Origin of the sequence: Streptomyces sp. BHT-5-2, assembly GCF_019774615.1 — a bacterium.
Lineage (GTDB): Bacteria > Actinomycetota > Actinomycetes > Streptomycetales > Streptomycetaceae > Streptomyces.
This window is the reverse complement of record NZ_CP081496.1, coordinates 327,433-342,355: the sequence shown is the minus strand read 5'-3', so window position 1 is coordinate 342,355 and position 14,923 is coordinate 327,433. Positions and strand designations below refer to the sequence as shown.

Annotated in this window: 9 protein-coding genes and 1 pseudogene; 6 read left to right on the top strand and 4 right to left on the bottom strand. The window is 68.4% G+C overall.

Annotation, left to right across the window (positions count from 1 at the left end):
- Window positions 1–99: 99 nt before the first annotated feature.
- Both K2224_RS41275 and K2224_RS01460 read right to left on the bottom strand, forming a co-directional pair.
- Window positions 100–218 (bottom strand): annotated as a pseudogene (locus K2224_RS41275) (IS5/IS1182 family transposase); the annotation flags it as partial.
- Between the two features lie 71 nt (window positions 219–289).
- Window positions 290–616 carry a hypothetical protein gene (locus K2224_RS01460; protein WP_221904836.1) on the bottom strand — a complete coding sequence of 109 codons (327 nt, stop codon included), beginning with the start codon at window positions 614–616 and terminating at the stop codon, window positions 290–292.
- Window positions 617–774: 158 nt separating this feature from the next.
- On the opposite strand from K2224_RS01460, the gene K2224_RS01455 reads away from it, so the two are divergent.
- A complete protein-coding gene (locus tag K2224_RS01455; RefSeq protein ID WP_221904835.1) occupies window positions 775–2,568 on the top strand; it encodes an Hsp70 family protein in 1,794 nt (597 codons plus the stop codon).
- 100 nt (window positions 2,569–2,668) lie between these two features.
- Here the strand turns inward: K2224_RS01455 and K2224_RS01450 are convergent, their stop codons facing one another.
- Window positions 2,669–2,863 carry a hypothetical protein gene (locus K2224_RS01450; protein ID WP_221904834.1) on the bottom strand — a complete coding sequence of 65 codons (195 nt, stop codon included), beginning with the start codon at window positions 2,861–2,863 and terminating at the stop codon, window positions 2,669–2,671.
- A gap of 123 nt (window positions 2,864–2,986) precedes the next feature.
- On the opposite strand from K2224_RS01450, the gene K2224_RS01445 reads away from it, so the two are divergent.
- The gene (locus K2224_RS01445; protein ID WP_221904833.1) at window positions 2,987–3,313 is read left to right on the top strand and encodes a hypothetical protein; all 327 of its coding nucleotides are present in this window, start codon (window positions 2,987–2,989) and stop codon (window positions 3,311–3,313) included.
- A 360-nt stretch (window positions 3,314–3,673) separates the two neighbouring features.
- Here the strand turns inward: K2224_RS01445 and eccCa are convergent, their stop codons facing one another.
- Window positions 3,674–7,633, bottom strand: a complete 3,960-nt coding sequence (eccCa, locus tag K2224_RS01440; RefSeq protein ID WP_221904832.1) for a type VII secretion protein EccCa — start codon at window positions 7,631–7,633, stop codon at window positions 3,674–3,676.
- A gap of 324 nt (window positions 7,634–7,957) precedes the next feature.
- On the opposite strand from eccCa, the gene eccD reads away from it, so the two are divergent.
- The 4 genes from eccD (at window position 7,958) to K2224_RS01420 (ending at window position 13,146) form a co-directional block, all read left to right on the top strand.
- Window positions 7,958–9,448 carry a type VII secretion integral membrane protein EccD gene (eccD, locus tag K2224_RS01435; protein ID WP_260692283.1) on the top strand — a complete coding sequence of 497 codons (1,491 nt, stop codon included), beginning with the start codon at window positions 7,958–7,960 and terminating at the stop codon, window positions 9,446–9,448.
- Window positions 9,449–9,568: 120 nt separating this feature from the next.
- Window positions 9,569–11,128 (top strand): type VII secretion protein EccB, encoded by a 1,560-nt coding sequence (gene eccB, locus K2224_RS01430; protein ID WP_221904830.1) that lies wholly within the window; start codon window positions 9,569–9,571, stop codon window positions 11,126–11,128.
- 181 nt (window positions 11,129–11,309) lie between these two features.
- Window positions 11,310–12,464 carry a type VII secretion-associated serine protease mycosin gene (mycP, locus tag K2224_RS01425; RefSeq protein WP_221904829.1) on the top strand — a complete coding sequence of 385 codons (1,155 nt, stop codon included), beginning with the start codon at window positions 11,310–11,312 and terminating at the stop codon, window positions 12,462–12,464.
- Window positions 12,465–12,654: 190 nt separating this feature from the next.
- On the top strand, window positions 12,655–13,146 hold the full coding sequence (locus K2224_RS01420) for a hypothetical protein (protein ID WP_221904822.1): 492 nt from the start codon (window positions 12,655–12,657) through the stop codon (window positions 13,144–13,146).
- The last annotated feature ends 1,777 nt before the right edge of the window (window positions 13,147–14,923 follow it).

Sequence of the window (14,923 nt, the reverse complement as noted above, 5' to 3'; positions counted from 1 at the left end):
CGACCTCATGCCCGAGCGTCCCGCCACGCCAGGTCGGCTCAGCCCGGTGGAACGCCCAAGATCACGGGTCCGCATGGGCACTCATGGGCCATGCGTGGCGTGGTCGAGGGAGGGGGCCAGAGTGCCGTCCATGATCAGCACGGTGGCCTTATGAATAGCCCTTTACGTTGCTGGAGTGCGAGCGACGGGTCAAGGTGGTCGATGATGCGGTCCGCGGCGCAGACGGCTCCTGCGCCGGCCAGCCACGGCAAGATCACCCCACCTCTGACCAGCGGTTACGAGGAAACGCTTAGGAGATCCCGTGGCTCTTCAAGACACTCCGCACTGTGTTGCGGGAGTGCCCTGAGAGCTCGGCAATGGCCACCTCGGAGAAGCCCCCCTTCTTCGCTTCGAGGATCAGGCGATCCCGTTCCTGGCACATGCGCCGGTACTCCGTGAGCTTCGCGCGGATCACCGCTTCGGCCGCGGGTTGCGGCGGCGGTGCGATCCAGGTTGGGGACCCCGGCACGCACGTATGCGACATGTTGTGCCTATCCAGTTCCACGCGCGGCAGCGCAGAACTGTCGGCGGCGAACCGCAGGTCAACACGCTGTGCAGAAATGCGCAGAATGCTCAAAATTGCACAGTCTCTTTAGTCTGCTCGGGTGAATATCGCGCTCCTGCCAGGGTTGGGAGTTGAAGGCGCAGCCGCCCCCTGCGACACCTTGACTGCTCCGCCACGGCGGACCGCCCAGGGAACTCATCCTGTGGCGCCATCCGAGTAAGGAACGCACAGTGTTCGACGCCCGCGTCTTCGCCGCTGTAGACATGGGGACCTATGCGATCGGCGGAGGCTGGACCACGGCCTCACCAGACAACGAGTCTCCCGAAACACGAAAGATCCACTTCTTCAACAACTGGGAATCGCAGCCGGGCCCCACCGTGAAGAACCTCTCGGCGCTCCTCCTGGACGCCAGCGACGAGATGATCGCGTGGGGCTACGAAGCCCGGCGCATGTGGCTCACCCAGGGCATGGCCCTACGCACCGTAGGAGCCAAGTACTACCACGGCTTCAAGATGGACCTCGGCGCTCTGGAGGAGCGCAAAAGCCTGGAGGAGGGCGCAACCTCGGAGGAGGGCGCAAGCCCGGTCGACGACACCTCCGAACCCGAACGCACCGACAACGCCTGCGGCGTGAGCTCCAGCGACCTTTTGACCGCGAACCTGCTCACGATGCTGCTGCGCCAGGTCGTGCAGACGATGCTTCAGCAGATCACCGCCAGCGGCTATGACGAGGACGACGTCCGCTGGGTGCTGACGGCACCCGCCTGCTTCACCGACTACCAGAAGGCCATTTACCGTGATGTGATCAAGAACGCCGGGCTGCCGGGCGAAGACGGGCGGGTCCTTCTCTCGCTGGAACCCGAAGCCGCCGCCCACTACGCTCGAGTATCCGGAGCACGCCAAGGCCACGCCGGCCCCGCACTGATGGCCCCGGGCGCTCGCTTCATGGTCGTTGACTGCGGGGGTGGCACGGTCGACATCACCGCCTACCAGAACGACCAGGACGGCAAGATGATCGAGATCGGGCGGTCCATGGGCGACCGCCTCGGCTCGGACTTCCTCAACCGCCGAGTGGAGAGCGAATACCTCCTCGATGGCTTCGGCAAGGACGTCATGGAAGACATCCGCGAGGCGTGCCCCGATGCCCTGCTGCACATGATCGACCAGTGGGAACGCGCCAAGGTCGCGGTGAGACTCGACCAAGAGGAGAACATCAACCTCCTCATCCCCACCGGGATCGACCGGAGGATGGGGGCGGCGGGCCGACGCCGGCTGGCCCGCCGCCAGAACAAGGTCGACGACGCCATCGTCCTCACCCCTGCACAACTGCACGCGCTCTTCGACACCGTCGTACCGGGCACCCTCGACCTCATCGAGGCGCAGCTCAACGAGATGGAATCCGCTCAGAACGACCCCGACGTCCCTAACGTGATCGTCCTTGCCGGCGGCTTCAGCAACTCGCCCTACCTCCAGCAGGCCATCAGGGAGCGCTTCGCGACCCGTGCCACCATTGTCGTGCCGCCGAACCCCGACATCGCCGTCCTAGCCGGCGCTGTCCACTTCTGCTATGACCCACAGACCCGCGCCCGCCGCAGCCGGTTCACCTACGGCATCGACACCTCGATGCCCTTTGAAGAGGGCATCGACCCTGAATCGGCCCGGCTGAGCACACCGGACGGGGACAAGTGCATGGACCGGTTCAACGTCTTCGCCACAGCCGGACAGTCAGTGCCGACGGACGCCGAGGTCTGCCACGTGATCTTCCCCTTGTTCGACCAACAGAAGAAGATCACGTTCGGCGTCTTCGCAACCCGGGACACCGAGCCCCGATACGTCACCGACGACGGCTGCGACCAGTTGGCAGAGGTCGCCATCGACCTCGGCCCGGTCATGCGCTTCGACCGGCAAGAACGCGGAGTACGCATCTTCATGAAGTTCGGCGAGACCGAGATCAAGGTCCGCTCCGAACTGGTGCAAGGAGGTGGAGAAGCCGCTACACAGGTCCGCTTCCACTCCAACTACTGATCCGAGACTCATGATCTTCCTTGAGCCCGGGCAATCCCCGCGGCAGACTGCCAGCTGTCCAGCAGAAGCCGACACTGACATGTGCATCCCCCCGGCCCCCCTACCAAGCACCGAAGAAGCCCTGGAGACCGCCCTGCAGCGGATCGACGCGCTGGAGTTCGAGGTACGACGCGGAGCCACCGAGCATCGACGCATGTGGGCGCACATCAGCCGCCTCGAACGGCAGCTCGGCGCACTCCTTGCCGCCCAACTCGATCGTCGCGACGATCTCGCGGGAACACAGCACTGCGAGCACCAGGAACTCTCTCGCCAGACCCGGACACTGATTGAGCAGCAGTTCCAGAACTTCGCCCGCCGGTACAGCGACAGAACCGACCTCGACACGGACCGGCCCTGCCGGGAACGTACCGCGCACCTCATGTCCATGCTCATCCGACAGCTCCTGGACAAAAGGCCAGCGTCCAGCTGGTCTATCCAGCAGTCCCTTCGTCTAGCAGAAGACCCCGGCATCGAGGCTGCGATCAACCGGCTGCGGACCGACTGTGTCACCCTGACGGAGCGCATCGCCAAGGTCGGGCTCGCACACGAATGGAGCTACGCCCACACGGTAGGAGCGCCCCTGGACTCTGGCAGACAGGAAGCCTGGGCGTCGTGCGACCCTGATGCGCCGATCTCCTTCCTCGTAGCGCCGGCGTACCTCGTCAACGGGCGCATCTACAGCCGCCAGCTCGTCTATACCGTCTGACGGACAAGGGCCCATGGGCCTGGGCCCCGACCCGTCCCTGGCGGTGGGCGACACACCGATGCCCAAGGCCGGTGGGGCCTGGCAGCCCTCCTCAGTGGCGCCGAAGAGGACGCAACCGACGACCAGGCAGCGCGCACCCTGGGCGCCGTCCAGATGGCCCTGCTCACAGGCATCATGAAGCCCCCGGCTGACAGTTCGTCGGGGGAGTGTCGCGTCGAGCAACGTTCAACCACTCCCGATCCTCTGACGTGGTGTTGGACGCCCACGCTGCAACGACGACCGCTACTGGGTCCGCACCTGCCACCGCAACGACAGCGCCTGGCGCCGCACCTACGAGGCCAGCTCCTGCTCGCAGGTGGGCTATTGGTCGGGTTGCCAGCCCAGCTGGACCAGGGATGTGCCGCGTTTGCGGGTGATGTAGTGGGCGCGCCCTGGGGGTAGGGGGCGGGGGCGGACGTTGGCGAGGATGTCGCCTTCATTGGGGTCGCCCGAGAGGATGAGGGCCTGGGCACCGAGTTCTGTGAGGCGTTGGAGGACGGGTTCGTAGAGGGCGCGGGAGATGCCGGCTGTGGTGCGGGTGAGGATGAAGTGGATGCCGGTGTCGCGGGCGTAGGGGAGTTTGTCGGCAAGAACTGCTAGGGGGTTGTTGGTGCTGGTGGCGATGAGGTCGTAGTCGTCGAGGAAGACGAAGAAGCGGGGGCCGGTCCACCAGCTGCGGTCGCGGAGCTGTTGGGGGGTGACGTCGGGGGCGGGGCGGCGGCGTTCCATGAGGCCGGCGAGGGCGTTCATGTGGATGTCGAGGGTGTCGTCGGTGGGGGCGTATTCGAGGAGGTGCCCGTCCGGGACGGCGCCGAGGAGCGTGCGGCGATAGTCGCCGACGACGATTTTGGCTTCGTCGGGGGTGTAGCGTTCGGCGATTTTGTGGGCGAGGTGGCGGAGGGTGGCGGTCTTGCCGGATTCGCTTTCGCCGAAGATGAGGAGGAAGGGGTCGGTTTCGAAGTCGGTGTAGACGGGTTCGAGGTTGGTTTCGTCGAGGCCGAGGGCGATGCCGCGGTGGGGGAAGTCGGAGCCCTTGGGGAGGTGGGCGGTGGGGACGGTGAGGGGGAGGAGGCGGACGGCGGGGGCGGAGGGGCCGGTCCAGTTTTCGGCGACTGTGCGGATGAACTCTGCTGTGGCGTCGACGAGTTCGGTGGTGGTGCCTGGCTTTCCTGTGTGGGGGAGGGCGGTGAGGAAGTGGAGTTTGGCTGGGGTTTGGCCGCGGCCGGGGACGCCGGGTGGGACGTTGGCGGCGGTCTTGCGGTCGAACTCGGAGTCCATGGGGTCGGTCAGGCGGAGTTCGAGTCGGCCGAGGATTTGGTCCTTGAGGGCGGCGCGGACTTCGAGGTGGCGGGAGGTGGTGAGGATGATGTGGATGCCGAAGCCGAGGCCGCGGGAGGCGAGGTCGGTGACGATCGGTTCCAGGTGTTCGTATTCGTCCTTGAAGGGGCCCCAGCCGTCGATGACGAGGAAGACGTCGCCCCATGGCTGGTCGGGGAGGTGGCCTTCGGCGCGGCGTCGGCGGTAGGTGGTGATGGTGTCGATGTGGTGGGTGCGGAAGTACTCCTCGCGGCGGGCGAGGATGCCGGCGACCTCGGCGACGGTGCGGCGGATGCGTTCGGGGTCCAGGCGGGAGGCGATGGAGCCGACGTGCGGGAGGCCGGTGAGGGAGCTGAGTGAGCCGCCGCCGAAGTCGAGGCCGTAGAACTGGACTTCGTGGGGTGTGTGGGTGAGGGCGAAGGCGCTGATGAGGGTGCGCAGGAGGGTGGATTTGCCGGACTGGGGGCCGCCGATGATGAGGAGGTGGCCGGTGGCGCCGGAGAAGTCGTGGTGGAGGGTGTCGCGGCGTTGTTCGAAGGGCTTGTCGACCAGGCCGAAGGGGACAGTGAGGGGGCGGCGGCCGGTTGTGGGGTGGTCGGTGGCGTGCAGGCCGCGGTCGGGGGTGGTGGTCAGGGCCGCGAGGAGTTGGTCGAGGCTGGGGGCGGTGTCCAGGGGCGGGAGCCAGACGCGGTGGGCGGGTGGTCCCTGGCCGTCCAGGCGGCGGACGATGACGTCCAGGACGGTGTCGGCCAATGCGCCGTCGGTCTGGGCGGGTGCCTCGGGGGCGGCGGGTTGCGCGGTCGGGGCGGGGCTGGTGACGGGGACGGGTGTGGCGGTGAAGAGGGCGGCGCGCTGCTGGATGGGGAATGCGTCGTGGTCCGTGCGGCTGCTCGCCGATCGGTGGGGGCCGGAGACGTAGGCGGCCTTGAAGCGGGTCATCTCGTCGGTGCCGAATTTGAGGTAGCCGGAGCCGGGGACGGAGGGGAGGTGGTAGGCGTCGGGGACGCCGAGGGCGACGCGGGATTCGGCGGCGGAGAAGGTGCGCAGGCCGATGCGGTAGGAGAGGTAGGTGTCCAGGCCGCGCAGGCGGCCTTCCTCCAGGCGTTGGGAGGCTAGGAGGAGGTGGACGCCGAGGGACCGGCCGATGCGGCCGATCTGGATGAACATCTCGATGAAGTCGGGCTTGGCGGTGAGGAGTTCGCTGAACTCGTCGATGACCAGGACGAGGGAGGGCAGCGGGTCGAGGGGGTGGCCGGCGGCTCGGGCCCTTTCGTAGTCATGGATGCTGGCGAAGTTGCCAGCTTGGCGGAGCAGTTCCTGGCGGCGTTGGAGTTCGCCGCGGAGGGAGTCGCCCATGCGGTCGACGAGGGAGAGATCGTCGGCGAGGTTGGTGATGACGGCGGCGACGTGCGGGAGGGCGGACATGCCGGCGAAGGTGGCGCCGCCCTTGAAGTCGGCGAGGATGAAGTTGAGGGTCTCGGAGGAGTGGGTGACCGACAGGCCCAGGACGAGGGTACGCAGGAGCTCGGATTTGCCGGAGCCGGTGGCACCGACGCACAGGCCGTGGGGGCCCATGCCGTTCTGGGCGGCTTCCTTGAGGTCGAGCATGACGGGTTGGCCGGATTCGTCGACGCCGATCGGGACGCGTAGGCGTTCGGGTTGGGAGCGGGGGCGCCAGGTGTGAGCGGTGTCCACGTCGGCGGGGTCGCCGAGGTCGAGGAGGTCGGTGAAGTCCAGATTGGCCAGGAGCGGTTCGTCCTCGTCGGTGCCGTCCACGTACAGGGGCGCGAGTTGACGGGCGAGGGTGTCGGCGCGCTCCAGGGACAGCAGGTCGGGAGTGCCGTCGTAGACGGAGACGGCCGATTCCAGGCGCAGGCGGGTGGGGTGGGAGGTTACCGACAGGCCGCCGCGGGGTTCGTCGAGTTCGCCGGAGACGACCTCGATGACAGTGACGCCTTGGAGGCCCTCGGGGGCGGCGAAGGCGGAGTCGGCGGGGACCATGCCGCCGTCCAGGACGATGACGAGGTGGGGCCGGTCGAGGAGGGGCGGAGCGTCCTTGCTGAAACGGGGGCGGTCGGCGAGGTGGCCGGCCAGGAGGGTTTCGAGTTCGGTGAGGTCGTCGGTGAACAGGCGTCGGGTGCCGGCGCCGTCAGCTGAGGTGGGCAGTTGGGTGTGCGGCAGCCACTTCGTCCACTCCCACCGGTCGATGGCGCCGGGGGCTGCCACCACGGCGACCAGGAGGTCGGCCGGCGAGTGCAGGGTGACGAGCTGACCGATCAGGGCGCGGGCCGTGCCCTGGGCGCAGGCCGGCTCGCCGGAGACCGTGAGGTGATAGAAGGCGCGCAGGGAGAGTGCGATCGGCATGTTGTGCAGCGAGCCGTGGGTGGCGAGAAAGCGCTGCATGATGCCGGCGGTCAGCGGTTCGAGTTCGTCGACGGGGGCGGTGTCGGGGGCGACAAGCGGGGTGGCCAGTTGCTGGGTGCCCAGGCCGATGCGGGCCTGTGCGAAGTCGGCGTCGCCGATGCGGCGCTCCCAGACGCGGCTGCCCTCGGCGACGATGGACCACAGCTGGTCGGGGGCGGGGTGGAGGTAGTGCTGGGCGCCCTGCTGGGCGGTGGCGGTGCGGCGGATGCGGCGGCGGGTCTGCGCCAGGTATTTGAGGTAGTCCCGGCGGCTCTGCGCCATCTCGCCCTGGGTGCCTCTGCGGTAGCGGACGATCTGGGCGAGGACCATGCCGATCGTCGAGACGAGCATCAGCGCGCCCATGATGCGCATGAACGGCGGCATGCCCGGCATGAAGAAGAAGACCACCGACGAGCCCATGCCGAGCATCGGCAGGAGCTGCATCAGCACGCCCTCCTGCTGGCCGCGCGGCAGCTCCGGCGGGGCTTGCAGGTGCAGCTCGTCCGTGGCGGGGCCGGGCGGAAGCGCCCGCGGTGGGCGCTTGACGACGATCTGGCTCACCGAGCATCAATCCCTCGACACGGAGGGAAGTTCCGTCCCGATCGCCCCCTGGCGACGGCGCCCCCCGCGTCAGGCGATCCTACTGCCGACTAATGTGACGAGTGGGAAGGGCCTCGCGGCGCGGTGACACAAAGCCTGTGACACAAGGCTGGTGACGCAAAGCTGCGGTGGCCGCCACGGTGCGGTGGCACGATGGCGCCCCGGCAGTGCCGCGTGCGGAACGCCGCGGCGATGAACAAGTGGATGAGCAAGTGACCGGGCGGCCGCGTGACCTAAGTGGCCGGATGACCAGGTGAGCAGGGGGCAGAGCTGAACACGGTGAGCATGAGTACGGGGACCGGCTTCCGCAGGGTCGCGGTGGTCGCCCCCGACAGCCGTATCGACGTGGCCCTGCCCGAGAACATCCCGGTCTCCGACATCTACCCGGAGATCCTGCGCCTGACCGGCCAGCGACAGCCCCCGGGCGCACCGACCGGCTACTACCTCTTCCGTGCCGACGGCAGCGCGCTCGACAGCGCCCGCACCCTCGCCGACCAGCGCGTCGTCGACGGCGAGATGCTGCACCTGCGCCCCTTCTCGAAGTCGCTTCCGCCGGCGGTCTTCGACGATGTTTCGGACGCGGTGGCTGCCGCCGTCACCCGGGACCGCCGTTTGTGGCACGACGGTCTGCTGCGCGGGACGGGTCTGGTCGGGGTCGGGGTGCTGCTCGCTCTTCTTGCTCTGGTGCTGTGGTTCGCCGACCCGGTGCGGCACGACATGCACAGCCTGCCGGGCGTGATCGCCGGTACGGCCGGTGTGCTGTTGGCCGCGTTCGCAGGGGTCCGGGCCCGGGTCTACGGGGACCAGCCGTCCGCCGTCGCGCTCGGCCTGGGCGCGTTGCCGGTGATGCTGTGCGCGGGCTCGGGGATCGTCGGTCCGGACGCAGGGCATGGGGCCGGGCGGCTGCAGTTCCTGCTGGGCTGTGTTGCCGTGCTCGTCGTCTCCGTCGCCCTGGTTGCGTTGTCGCCGTCCGGTGACGCGCCGTTCATCGCTGCCACGTTCGCCGCAGCCGTCGCCACTCTCGCCGCCTTCCTCGCCATCATCAGCGAGGCGACGGCCGCCCAGGCCGCGGCCGTCTGCGCGCCCGTGGTCATCGGCGTCATGGCCTTTCTGCCAGGGCTGGCCACGCGCCTGGCCCGGCTGCCTATCGGATACGCCACTCCGCGCAGCCTGAGCCAGGAGCGGGAGGCGGGGGCGGAACTGAGGGGTGGTGAGCAGCCCGTCGGTCTGGGCCCGGTTGGTCTGGAGCCCGTCGATGAGGAGCGCATCGCTGCCCAGGCCCGCCGCGGGCATGAACTGCTGCTGGGGCTGCTCGGCGGCTGTTGCGCGGTCCTCATCGGGGCCGCGGGCGTCCTCGGCTTCGCCCACTCCGCGTGGGCGCAGCTGCTTGCCCTCGCCACCGGTCTGGCGACGCTGTTGCGCGCCCGGCTCTTCCGCTACACCTCCCAGGTCGCCTGCGCGGTCGTCGCCGGCCTGGCCGCACTCTCCCTCCTGACACTGGGCGTGGCCTTCAACCCGCCCACCGGGATGCTGAACGACTTCCTTACGGGCGACCGCACCCCGCTGGATCTGCGTACGCTGTGGCTGGCGCTCGTGGTCATCGGCGCGGTGGCGCTGGTGACGACGGTCGCGCTGACGGTGCCGAAGAAGGGGATGACACCGTTCTGGGGCCGGGTGCTCGATCTCGCCGACGGATTCCTGCTGCTGTCCCTGATGCCGCTGTGCCTGGCGGTCCTGGACCTGTACAGCCAGGCGCGAAGCATGACCAGCGGTTGAGGAAGACGAGCGGTTTAAGGACATAGAGGCTCGGCCCGGGGCCCGGGAACCAGCAGGACCGGACGGCTACCGGATGACTCCAGAAGCGGCCGTAGAGGGAGCAGGGGGAAGCGCAGCGTCATGGCATCACGGCGGGACGAGCTCAACGGCTACACCTTCGCCAAGAAACGGCTGGTGGCCGCCTTCCTGCAGCCCTCCCCCGACCATACGGACGAGGGCGCCCCGAGCCCGCTGCGCGCGGTGCTGCCCGGCCTGGTCGTCGCCGCCCTGGTCCTGGCCGGATTCGGCGCCTGGGGCATGTTCCGCCCCAAGGCCCCCAAGGGCTGGGACACCCCCGGCGCGCACGTCATCCTGGGCAGCAAATCTGCCACCTTGTACGTGGTCCTGGAGACGGGCGGCAAGCGGCAGCTGCATCCCGTCCTGAACATGGCCTCCGCCCGACTGCTCGTCAAACCCGACCGTTCTGACGTCCTCAAGGTCGACGAGAGCGAGCTGGACAACGGAAAGCTCCAGCACGGCCCGACCCTGGGCATCCCCTACGCCCCCGACCGCCTCCCGGATGCCGGCGACGCGGCGAGGAGCAAGCGCTGGGCGGTCTGCGAACAACCGGGCAACAACGGCAGGTCCGTACAGAAGGCCACCTTCCTCTTCGCCGACCGCGACGCGGACAAGGTGGAGGGACCAGGCCGGCTACACGGAGGCCAGGCCCTCTACGTCCAAGAGACCAAGGGATCCGGCGAATCCGGAGAATCCGGCGGGGCTCGGTACCTGGTCGACCCGAAGGGCACCAAGTACCTCATCGACGGTGGCAGCGACACCGAACTGCTACTGCGTGCCCTGGTGGGAAGCCGGCAGCCCCAGCAGGTCACCAAGGACTGGCTCGCCACCTTCCACGACGGCACACCGATCGCCTTCCCCACCCTGCCTGGAACGGTCACCCAGCCCGCCAACGTCAAGGGACTCGGCGCACGCGAAAACCGCATCGGCACGGTGCTGCGCGCGACAACCGGCGACGGCACCCAGCACTACGTCGTCCTCCAGGGCAAGGTCGTCCCCGTCTCCGACTTCGTCGCCAAACTGCTCCTGTTCTCCCGTCAGACGGCCCCGCTGGAACAACACAACCGCCCCACCGAGGTGGACGCACAGTCCTTCACCCCACAGGCGCAGCAGCTGTTCGCCGAGAAACAGTGGCCGCAGGAGATGACCGAGCAGGTCAACACGGCCACGGCTCAAGGTGGCCGGGGCACGGTCTGCAGTGTGCTGCGTGGGGTGTCGAAGACTGGTGGTACGGAGCTGAGTACCTGGGCCGGAAAGGATTTCCCCCAGCAGATCGCCAACGGCGGTACCAGCGCGTACGTGACCCCGGGAACGGGCCTGTTCTACAAGCAGATCCAGCCGGGAGATGTCGTCTCCGGGGCGCATTTCCTCGTCACGGACACGGGCCTGCGTTACGGCGTCCAGACCAACAACGACAGCAGCGCCAAGCACTCCGGCATCGGCACCACAGGCCCGGCCAAGGAACAGCAATCCGGCCAAGGCTCCCAGGAGACCAACCGGGCGCAGATCCTCCTCGGCTACAAGGGCATCAAACCGGTGCTGGTACCGACGAACTGGTCGCAGTTCCTCCCGATGGGGCCCCGGCTGGACGCGAACGCCGCCCGCCAGCCCCAGGGCTCCTGAGGAACGGGGAGACGCAGTGAGGCGGAGAAGTACATCAGCCGCATGGGGCACGGCCACTGCCACCCTGTTTATGGGACTGATCGGGAGCGTTGCCCCCGTGTCGTCGGCCGCGGTCGCCCACGCCGCGGACGGGGAGGACGTCACGCCGGTCCCTCGGGGGAACGGTGTCTGTACCTTCCCCATGAAGCAACAGATCAAGGAACGCCCCTGGGCGCTGCAGCGCATCGTCTTCGACCAGCTGTGGCAGGACACCAAGGGCCGGGACGCGCACGGCCGCCCGGTACGCGTCGCCGTCATCGACACCGGCGTCGACAACACCAACCCACAGCTGGCCGAGGCCGTCGACGCCAAGAGCGGCTGGGATTTCCTGCACAACACCAAGGACGCCGGAAGCGACGTGGCGAGGGATCCGAAGGCGCCGACGGACGGCACGTACGACCCGGTGGGCCATGGCACCAAGGTCGCCGGCATCATCGCCGCCCGCCCACGTGCGGGCACCGGCTTCGTCGGGCTCGCCCCCGAAGCCACCATCATCCCCCTTCGCCAGAACGACGAGAAGGGCAGCGGCAACGCCGCCACCCTGGCCCAAGCCATCCGCAAGGCGATCGCCGCCGACGCGGACGTCATCAACATCTCCCAGGACACCACCAAGCCCCTCTCCCCCAACTCCGACTTGGCGGCTGCCATCCAGGAAGCCCGGCACAAGAACATCGTCGTCGTCGCCTCGGCAGGCAACGACGGCCTCGACGGCCAGCTCAAGGACACCTACCCGGCCGCGTACGACGGGGTGCTGGCCGTCGCCTCCTCCGACCGCAACAACGAACGCGCCCCCTTCTCTCAAAGCGGCGCCTTCATCGGCGTCGCCGCCCCCGGCGTGGACATGGTCTCCACCGTCCCCAAGGGCGGCCAGTGCGTGGACAACGGCACCAGCTTCTCCGCCCCCTACGTCGCCGGCGTCGCCGCCCTCCTGAAGGCCAAGCACCCGGACTGGAAGGAGTACCAGATCGTCGCCCAGATCGAGCAGACCGCCGAACGCACCGTCAACGGCCAAGACCCCTTCGTCGGCTGGGGCGTCGTAGACCCGGTACGCGCCCTCACCGACGACACCCACCCCATCGACCACCCCACCGCGACCAACGGCCTGACCAAGGCCACACCACCCGACCCCACCGCCTGGCCCGACGGCGAGAGCCCACAGGAGCGGACGGAGCGCTACGCGACGTACGGCCTGGGAGCGGGCGGCGTCGCGGTCGCGGTCATCGCGGGCGCCGCCGTCGTCTGGCGAGATGCCCGCAAACGGGGCGCACGCCCGCGGGCGCCCCGCGTCAATAAGTAGCCGTACTCACTTTCCTGGGGTCGTGGCCCATGAACCAAACGGCGCCAACGACTACGCTTCTGGACATTAGGAGATAGCGAGCTCCCCGAACGCATGGATGTAAGACGCACGGCCGTTGTCAGAGGTGATGGATAGAGTGGCTCCTGACGTAGGTGACTTACGCATAGCAGCATCCGGGGGGAAGAACGCCATGCGGGCCGACGAGACCACTGGCATGCAGGTGAACGGGGTAGCACCACAAGGCAAGAGCGCCGATCTTGCCGTCGAAGCCGAGACGCTGGCGAACTTCAAGAAGCGGGTAGACGACCTGCTGGCACGCTTGAAAGCCTCGAACGCGGCCCCGGGGACGCTCGGCCACCGCAAGATCGCTCCTGCCTCCTTCGGCCAGGGCTTCGCCGAGGCCCACGGCCTGGCCACCGCGTACGAGAAGGTGCTGGCCCAACTGGAAGCGTTCTCCAAGGCGTTCGGCGACCAGATCGAGGCACTGAGCATCGGCTCCCAGGTCGCCCAAAGCGGCTACGAAGCCATCGACGCCGACGTGAAGCACCGCCTGGCGACCATCCAGCGCCGCACCCAGGAGCTGTACCAGGCACCACGGCCCGAGAAGCGGCCCACCGACACCGCCGGTTCCGCCACAGCCGGCAGGGGCGAGGGCCAGTCCGCGGGCGCCGACGGCATCTGACGCGAGGGGGAAGAGAAGACGATGGCGGGGAACCCCAGCTCGTCCGGCAGCAGCAACTTCGAGAACGCAACACACCAGGCCCTGTACGACATGGTGGCCGGCGCGGACCACACGGAGATCTCGTTCACCGGCGCCAGCCTGACCCAGGCAGGCAAAGAGATCGAGCGGATCGCCACCGAGCTCAAGGCGCACGTCGAACGTGTGCAGTGGGAGGGCGAAGGCGCCGACGCCTTCCGTGAATGGAGCAACGACACCGTCAAGCAGAGCCACAAACTGGCCCACTTCGCCTCCACCACCGGCAACGCCCTCTCGGACGCCGGAACGGCGTTGTGGGAGGCGAAATCGATGCCCCAGCCGAAGCAGAACAACGCCGTTCAGCTAGACAGCGCGGCAACGCCTACGGCGCGCGGCGCAACCGGAGCTCCCCTGATGACGGACCCGGACCGCGAAGCGGCCGTGACGGCCATGAACCGGCTGGCCTCGTACTACCGCACGGCCCAGCAGACGATCGAGAGCCAGGAACCGCCCAACTTCAAGCCGGCATCCGGATTCGTGCCGGATCCGCCGCACTTGAAGGACGGAATCAGCAAGCGCTACACCTTCTTGGACCAACCGGCGGGTAGTAGGGCAGGAAATAGCGCCGGTAGTGCAGGGGGCGCTTCTGCAACGGGGAGCGGCGGTGGCGAGCAGCACGCAGGAGCCTCCCGTTCGGCTGTAGGTGGTGTGCAGCAAGACCCACAGGTCGGTACGTCTATCGACTCCACTGCACCCGTGGTCGTGCCCGGTAAGACACCGCAGCAAGGAGGCACCGTTCCGGTCACTCCCGAGCAGCACCCCGGAATTCCCTCCAGTCCCGTCGTACCCGGTCTGCCGACGACCCCTGGGGCGACTAAGGCTCCCTCAGGGCGTGGAGATACGACAAGCGCCCCGCAGCCGGATACCGCCCGTCCGGGCAAGGTGCAGGAAGGCCCCCGTGGTGCCATGCAAGACGGTGTTCCCGGTGCAACCACCCAGCGGAGCGGCACCACTTCTGGACGTCCCCAAGCGCCAGGGGGGACGGTCATGGGTGAGGAACGCGGCGTGATTCCGGCCAGGCCGGTGGGCAACGGCGGGAACCCTCCCGTCGCTGGAAGCGGGGCGGGCAGCGGCGCGGGAAGTTCTGGACAGCGCCCATTCTCTCCTCGCGGGGAGACGGTCGGAGCGCCCCGTGGGTCGGTCATGGGAGAGGACCACAGTGCCATGGCGCGCGGCGTCACGGGCGGAGGCCACCCTGGAGGCCCCAGCAGCGGTGGGAGTCGGGGTGTTCCTGGGCGTCGTTGGGCGTACGAGCCCGGTGGCACCGTGGGCGCGACGCCAGGCGGATCGGTGATCGGCGGCGAGCAGCGGCCCGCGCCGCCCGGCTCCGCGATGAGCAAGGGCGGCTCAGGCGGTGTAGCAGAGGGCACCGCGTCTGGAGCGCCGTCGGTCACGGGCCGTAGCTCGGCCGCTGAGCTGGGCGAGGCACGGGGACGAACGCAGGCGCCGAGTGGCCGGATATCCGAGTTCACACCCGGCGGCTCTGGCCTTGCACGAGGTAACCCCACCAGCAGTCTGCTCCCCATGTCCGGAGGACCGTCGGCCTCACGGGGCAGGCGGGGCCGTGCTCAGCGACCGGACTATCTCCATGAGGACGACGAGACGTGGATGGCGCAGGACCGATCGGTCATACCTCCGGTGATCGAATAGCGCTGACGTGATCGTGCAACGTCCAGGACGAAGGGAAGGACACTACACCGTG

What these genes read in the sequence shown, in the direction of transcription:
- K2224_RS01445 (WP_221904833.1), top strand. Translation starts at nt 2,987, where the DNA reads ATGTCCATGCTCATCCGACAGCTCCTGGACAAAAGGCCAGCGTCCAGC.
- K2224_RS01420 (WP_221904822.1), top strand. Translation starts at nt 12,655, where the DNA reads ATGCGGGCCGACGAGACCACTGGCATGCAGGTGAACGGGGTAGCACCA.
- eccB (WP_221904830.1), top strand. Translation starts at nt 9,569, where the DNA reads ATGGCATCACGGCGGGACGAGCTCAACGGCTACACCTTCGCCAAGAAA.
- mycP (WP_221904829.1), top strand. Translation starts at nt 11,310, where the DNA reads ATGAAGCAACAGATCAAGGAACGCCCCTGGGCGCTGCAGCGCATCGTC.
- eccD (WP_260692283.1), top strand. Translation starts at nt 7,958, where the DNA reads ATGAGTACGGGGACCGGCTTCCGCAGGGTCGCGGTGGTCGCCCCCGAC.